4 protein-coding genes and 1 pseudogene are annotated in these 6,504 nt (G+C 65.6%); 4 read left to right on the top strand and 1 reads right to left on the bottom strand.

All coding sequences use genetic code 11. The features are described from left to right. The 4 genes and pseudogenes from TSH20_RS35575 to TSH20_RS03070 form a co-directional block, all read left to right on the top strand. Nucleotides 1–108: pseudogene (locus TSH20_RS35575) on the top strand (succinate--CoA ligase subunit alpha); the annotation flags it as partial. 271 nt (nucleotides 109–379) lie between these two features. Beyond that, entirely contained in the window at nucleotides 380–3,334 is a 2,955-nt protein-coding gene (locus TSH20_RS03080; RefSeq protein WP_109073346.1) for a 2-oxoglutarate dehydrogenase E1 component, read from the top strand. Nucleotides 3,335–3,374: 40 nt separating this feature from the next. Further along, entirely contained in the window at nucleotides 3,375–4,625 is a 1,251-nt protein-coding gene (gene odhB, locus TSH20_RS03075) for a 2-oxoglutarate dehydrogenase complex dihydrolipoyllysine-residue succinyltransferase (protein WP_109073345.1), read from the top strand. Between the two features lie 189 nt (nucleotides 4,626–4,814). Beyond that, nucleotides 4,815–5,540, top strand: coding sequence for a hypothetical protein (locus TSH20_RS03070; RefSeq protein WP_109073344.1), 726 nt, complete (start codon nucleotides 4,815–4,817; stop codon nucleotides 5,538–5,540). Nucleotides 5,541–5,545: 5 nt separating this feature from the next. Here the strand turns inward: TSH20_RS03070 and TSH20_RS03065 are convergent, their stop codons facing one another. Next, nucleotides 5,546–6,217 (bottom strand): YopT-type cysteine protease domain-containing protein, encoded by a 672-nt coding sequence (locus tag TSH20_RS03065; RefSeq protein ID WP_109073343.1) that lies wholly within the window; start codon nucleotides 6,215–6,217, stop codon nucleotides 5,546–5,548. Nucleotides 6,218–6,504: the final 287 nt, after the last annotated feature.

Genomic DNA, 6,504 nt, shown 5'->3' with positions numbered 1-6,504 from the left:
AACGACACCGCCGACTTCAAGATCGACTTCATGAAGTCGGTCGGCATCGCCGTCGCCGACAGCCCCGCCAGCCTGGGCTCCACCATGCTGAAGGTGTTCAAGGGCTGATCGCCTGTGGGCGTCGCCTCAAGGGTGACGCCCACGGCCTCCGGCCTTTGAAAAGAGGACGCCTCGAAAGAGGTTGACGGGCGGGACGCTGCGGTGCCCCGCCCGCCGCCTCTCTGGTCGGCCCTCTGGACGGACGGTCCTGGGGACCCATATGCAAGCGTCGGCGGGCTCCCCGCCGGCGCTGGCACATGGGGATCCAACGATCCCCCGTCCCCTTCCGCCTTAAAACCATCTCCCACAGGGACCCGGGCGCACGGCCCGAGGTGAAACCATGTCGGCAAATCTGGAACAGACCTCGTTCCTCTTCGGCTCGAACGCCGGTTACGTCGCCGAACTCTACGCCAGCTACCTGTCCAACCCGGCCGCCGTCGACCCCAGCTGGAACAGCTTCTTCCAGGATCTGGACGAGGATTCGCGCGCCGTCCTGGACGAGCTGCGCGGCGCGTCCTGGACCGTGTCCGATCTGGAGGACCCCAAGGCCAAGCGCGACCCGGTCGCCGAGAGCTTCATCGTCGGTCTCCCCAACGGCGCCGCTCCCAATGGCGCCGCCGCCGCGATGAACGGCCCGGCCAACGGCGCCATGCTGGCCCACACCCAGCAGGTCTACGGCGGCATCAGCCCGCAGCAGCTGCGCGCCGCCACGCTGGACAGCATCCGCGCCCTGATGCTGATCCGCGTCTTCCGCGTCCGCGGCCACATGAACGCTCATTTCGACCCGCTGGGCCTGGAAAAGCGCGAGCCGCACCCGGAACTGGATCCGGCGACCTACGGCTTCGGCCCGGACGACCTCGACCGTCCGATCTTCCTGAACTACTCGCTCGGCCTGGAAACGGCGTCGCTGCGCCAGATCCTCGAGATCCTGCACAAGACCTATTGCGGGACGATCGGCGTCGAGTTCATGCACATCCAGGACCCGGAAGAGAAGGCCTGGATCCAGGAGCGCATCGAGGGCGGCCGCAACCACACCGACTTCACGGTGAACGGCAAGCGCGCCATCCTGGAGCGCCTGACCGCGGCCGAGGGCTTCGAGAAGTTCCTGCAGCTGAAATACACCGGCACCAAGCGCTTCGGCCTTGAGGGCGGCGAGTCGATGATCCCCGCGCTGGAGCAGATCCTGAAGCGCGGCGGCCAGCTCGGCCTGAAAGAGGTCGTCGTCGGCATGGCCCACCGCGGCCGCCTGAACGTGCTGACCAACTTCATGGGCAAGCCCTTCTCCGCCGTCTTCTCGGAGTTCCAGGGCAACCCGTCGAGCCCGCAGGACGTCCAGGGTTCGGGCGACGTGAAGTACCATCTCGGCACCTCGTCGGACCGTGACTTCAACGGCAACATCGTCCACCTGTCGCTGACCGCCAACCCGTCCCACCTGGAATGGGTCAACCCGGTCGTGCTGGGCAAGGTGCGCGCCAAGCAGCAGCAGCGCCGCGACCTGGAGCGCGAGCAGGTGATGGGCGTGCTGATCCACGGCGACGCCGCCTTCGCCGGCCAGGGCATCGTGGCCGAGACGCTGGGCCTGTCGGAGCTGCGCGGCTACCGCACCGGCGGTACCATGCACTTCATCATCAACAACCAGATCGGCTTCACCACCAACCCGACCTATTCGCGGTCGGGCGTGTACTGCTCCGACATGGCCAAGATGGTGCAGGCGCCGATCTTCCACGTGAACGGCGACGATCCCGAAGCCGTCGTCCATGTCAGCCGCATCGCCATCGAGTTCCGCCAGAAGTTCAAGCGGGACGTCGTGATCGACATGGTCTGCTACCGCCGCCACGGCCACAACGAGGGCGACGAGCCGGGCTTCACCCAGCCGCTGATGTACAAGAAGATCCGCGCCCACGCGACCACGCGCGAGCTGTACGCCAAGCAGCTGGTCGACGAGAACGTGATCACCCAGGCCGAGGGCGACCAGATCACCCAGGACTTCATGAAGAAGCTGGAGGGTGAGTTCGAGGCGTCCAGCACCTACAAGCCGAACAAGGCCGACTGGCTGGAAGGCAAGTGGGCCGGCCTGCAGGCGCAGGGTGCCAACTCCGCCCACCGCGGCGAAACCGGCGTGGACATCGACAAGCTGAAGCAGATCGGCTTCAAGCTCTGCGAGTACCCGAAGAACTTCGCGATCAACTCCAAGATCGCGCGCCAGCTGGAAGCCAAGAAGAAGACGCTCGAGTCTGGCGAAGGCATCGACTGGGCGACCGCCGAGGCGCTGGCCTACGCCACGCTGGTGGCCGAGGGCACCGGCGTCCGCCTGTCGGGCCAGGATTCCGGCCGCGGCACCTTCTCGCACCGCCATGCGGTGATGTACGACCAGAACACCGAAGAGAAGTACGTCCCGCTCTGCCACGTCAGCCCGGATCAGGCGACCTTCGAGGTCCATGACAGCCCGCTGTCGGAAGCCGCCGTCGTCGGTTACGAATACGGCTATTCGCTGGCCGAGCCGCACAATCTGGTGCTGTGGGAGGCGCAGTTCGGCGACTTCGCCAACACCGCGCAGACCATCATCGACCAGTTCATCTCGTCGGGCGAGTCCAAGTGGCTGCGCATGTCCGGCCTGGTGATGCTGCTGCCGCACGGCTACGAGGGCCAGGGTCCGGAACACTCGTCCGCCCGTCCGGAACGCTTCCTGCAGATGTGCGCCGAGGACAACTGGCAGATCTGCAACGTGACGACGCCGGCCAACCTGTTCCACGTCTTCCGCCGCCAGATCCGCCGCAGCTTCCGCAAGCCGCTGGTCCTGTTCACGCCGAAGTCGCTGCTGCGCCACAAGCTGTGCATCTCCGACCTGTCGGAGATGGGGCCGGGCAGCACGTTCCACCGCGTGCTGGGCGAGACCGCCAACGATCTGGCCGCCAACGACAAGATCCGCCGCATCGTGGTGTGCTCCGGCAAGGTCTATTACGACCTGCTGCAGGAGCGCATGAGCCGCGGCATCAAGGACGTGGTCATCCTGCGCCTGGAACAGCTCTACCCGTTCCCGAAGGACGCTCTGGCGGCCGAGTTCGCCAAGTATCCGAACGCCGAGCTGGTCTGGTGCCAGGAAGAGCCGGAGAACCAGGGCGCCTGGTTCTTCGCCGACCGCCGCCTGGAAGCCGTGCTGAAGGACGTCGGCCACAAGGCCGGCCGCCCGTCCTATGTCGGCCGCCCGGCCACCGCCTCGCCGGCGACCGGCCTGCTGAAGCGTCACAACCAGGAGCAGGCCAAGCTCCTGGACGAAGCCCTGACGGTCCGCTGACCATCACCCAAGCGAACAAGAAGACGAACGAGGATAAAGAATGGCTACCGACATCAAGGTCCCCACGCTGGGTGAGTCCGTCTCCGAGGCGACGGTCGCCCGCTGGCTGAAGAAGGCCGGCGAGGCCGTCGCCATGGACGAGGCGCTGGTCGAGCTGGAGACCGACAAGGTCACGCTTGAGGTGAATGCGTCGGCCGCCGGCGTGCTGGCCGAGATCGTCGCTCCGGAAGGCGCGAACGTCGAGGTCGGCGCCCTGCTGGGCGTCATCAACGAGGGCGCCAGCGCCGGCGCCGCTCCGGCTGCTGCGGCCGCTGCCCCGGCACCCGCCGCTGCTCCGGCTCCGGCCGCCGCCCCGGCCCCGGCCGCCGCCGCCACTGCTCCGGGCAATCTGGCCGCTTCCGGCCCGGCCGCCCGCAAGCTGGCGGACGAGAAGGGCATCGACGGCTCGTCCATCGCCGGTTCGGGCAAGGATGGCCGTGTGACCAAGGGCGACGTGCTGGCCGCCCCGGCCGCCAAGCCGGCCGCTCCGGCCGCGGCTCCGGCGCCGAAGATGGTGTGGGCCGCCGGCACCCAGGGCGACCGTCCGCGGGCCGCGCAGGAAGAGCGCGTCCGCATGACCCGCCTGCGCCAGCGCATCGCCGAGCGTCTGAAGGAGGCCCAGAACAGCGCCGCCATGCTGACCACCTTCAACGAGGTGGACATGTCGGCGGCGATCGCCCTGCGCGCCGAGTACAAGGACTATTTCGAAAAGCGCCACAAGGTGCGGCTCGGCTTCATGTCCTTCTTCGTCAAGGCCGCCGTCCAGGCCCTGAAGGAGATCCCGGCCGTCAACGCCGAGATCGACGGCACCGACATAGTCTACAAGAACTACTATGACATCGGCGTCGCCGTCGGCACGCCGCAGGGTCTGGTGGTTCCGGTCGTCCGCGATGCCGACAAGCTGGACTTCGCCGGCGTCGAGGGCACCATCGCCGCCCTCGGCAAGAAGGGCCGCGACGGCAAGCTGTCGATGGACGAGCTGACCGGCGGCACCTTCACCATCTCCAACGGTGGCGTCTACGGCTCGCTGATGTCGACCCCGATCATCAACCCGCCGCAGTCGGCCATCCTCGGCATGCACAAGACGATGGACCGCGCGGTCGTCGTCGGCGGCAAGATCGAGGTCCGCCCGATGATGTATCTGGCGCTGTCCTACGACCACCGCATCATCGACGGCAAGGAAGCGGTCACCTTCCTCGTCCGCATCAAGGAGCTGATCGAGGATCCGCGCCGCCTGCTGCTGGACGTCTGATCCGGAAGAACGGGTTCAATGACGCAAGGAAGGGCGCCGCGAGGCGCCCTTTTCTTTTGCCCATCCGACCGGAACCGCACTTACAACCAAAACAAAATCACAAATGCCGATAACAATCGCTCCGGTTCGTTGACAGCCCCTGCGTGCCGGTATTGTCTCGGCTTCCCGTTTACGACGAAGGGCGCCATCATGCCGGTCAATATCCTCGATCTGGCCGTTGCCGCGAACACCGTCTACAATTTCCAGAAGGGCCGCGGCAACGACGCCGCCGCCTTCAACAAGGCGGACGGGGCACGGCGGTCTCCGCCCGGCTTCCAGGTGATCTTTACCCATGAAGATATCGACGTTGGCTTCTTTGGCGCCGTCTATCAGGAAAAGCACTCCGACCAGTACATCATCGCCTATCGCGGCACGGCGGTCGGCAGCAGCACGTCGGGCCAGATGGCCGGCACCAAGAACCTGAAGACGGACATCGCGCTCTACACCATCGAAAGCCTGCCCGCCGGCATCCGTGCCGCCCATCTTCTGCTGGAACAGGCGAAGATGCTGCTGGGCGCCGCCCGTCCGATCCTGTGCGGCCATTCGCTGGGCGGCGCCATCGCCACCATCGTCGCGGTCGAGACCGCGCTGCCCTGCTGCGCCTTCAATGCGCCGACGGTGTCGAAGATGGTGCGCGGCGGCATCATCCACGGCCCCTATGTCCGGGTGCCCACCGAAGATCTGGCGTCCATCGAAAAGCAGATCATCAACTTCAACCTGCAATGGGACCCGATCAGCAAATCGTCGAAGGCGGTCGGCAAGGTGATCAAGCTGCCGGCGACCCTGTCCACCGGCGGCCATTCGCAGGACAAGGTGGTCGCCAACATCAAGTCCAGCAAATACGCGTCGATGCCCTTCTTCAGTCTGGTCGGGTGATCCGGTCAGGCGAAGGAAATGCTCTGCACGACGAATTCCTGAACCCGGTAATCGATGGTCGACCCGTCCCGCTTCACGAAATGGCGGTACCGGTCGACCAGCCCGGTGAACAGGTCGGCGGCGCTGCCGCTCGATGCCCTGAACTCGCCGAAATTGGGATCGAAGAAATACAGGTGCGATCCCAAACCGAAGGCCTTGCCGCCGGACTTGTAACAGCAGGTCGCATGCGCCGCCCCCCGCTGTTCGAAATTCATGCTGACGATGTGATAGGTGTGGGGGCTGGCGGTGGCGATCGAGATCGCCTTCATCACCTCCTTGACGCTGTCTGAGTCGGTCGCGTCCATCCACTCCGTCCTGGTCGATCCGATCTTCAATCCGGCATGGCTCATCGCCTGATTGCGGGCGCCCAACTGGCCCGACGACAGGTCGAGATCGAAAAACAACTCGGCGCCATAGAGGCGCTGCTTGATGCTGGCATGCAGGATCGTGCTGTCCTGGTCGATGAAGGCGATGCGCTTCTGCGGCGTCTCGCCCTTGTTGGCCCGGTGGCGCCGGATCCATTCCAAGGTAAGGCCGAAGCAAATCCCGCCATTCACCTCGTGATCGTCCGGGAACAGCCGCTGGATCGGCAGGCGCTGCTTGAAAGGCGCCACGCAATAGCTGTCGAAAGCGGCCATTTCCAATCCTTCTGTTGGCGGCGGAACGACGATCTTCGCCGCCCGGCGGGCTCCGTCGCCGGGATCCTATGCCGATAACTGTAGGTACACAATCGATTGCGCCACCGCCGGCGTTCTGTCGATTCCGGATTCCGGTCCCCCCTCTCGGAGTGGCTGTCTGTTCGCCACAATGACAGTTTGCCTCGCGCTCAAATTCTCTTGCATGGTCGATGGTATCTGGTATACCGTATCGATAATGTCAGTGCGGCACGCTTTACGGGCCACCGCCGCACCGGCTCCCCCGGCGC

This window comes from Azospirillum sp. TSH20 (genome assembly GCF_003115935.1).
In the GTDB taxonomy this organism is placed as follows: domain Bacteria; phylum Pseudomonadota; class Alphaproteobacteria; order Azospirillales; family Azospirillaceae; genus Azospirillum.
This window is presented reverse-complemented; position numbering and strand designations above follow the sequence as displayed.

Bases quoted from the DNA above. Each gene is read 5' to 3' on its own strand.
- odhB (WP_109073345.1), top strand. From the start codon at position 3,375: ATGGCTACCGACATCAAGGTCCCCACGCTGGGTGAGTCCGTCTCCGAG.
- TSH20_RS03065 (WP_109073343.1), bottom strand. From the start codon at position 6,217: ATGGCCGCTTTCGACAGCTATTGCGTGGCGCCTTTCAAGCAGCGCCTG.
- TSH20_RS03070 (WP_109073344.1), top strand. From the start codon at position 4,815: ATGCCGGTCAATATCCTCGATCTGGCCGTTGCCGCGAACACCGTCTAC.
- TSH20_RS03080 (WP_109073346.1), top strand. From the start codon at position 380: ATGTCGGCAAATCTGGAACAGACCTCGTTCCTCTTCGGCTCGAACGCC.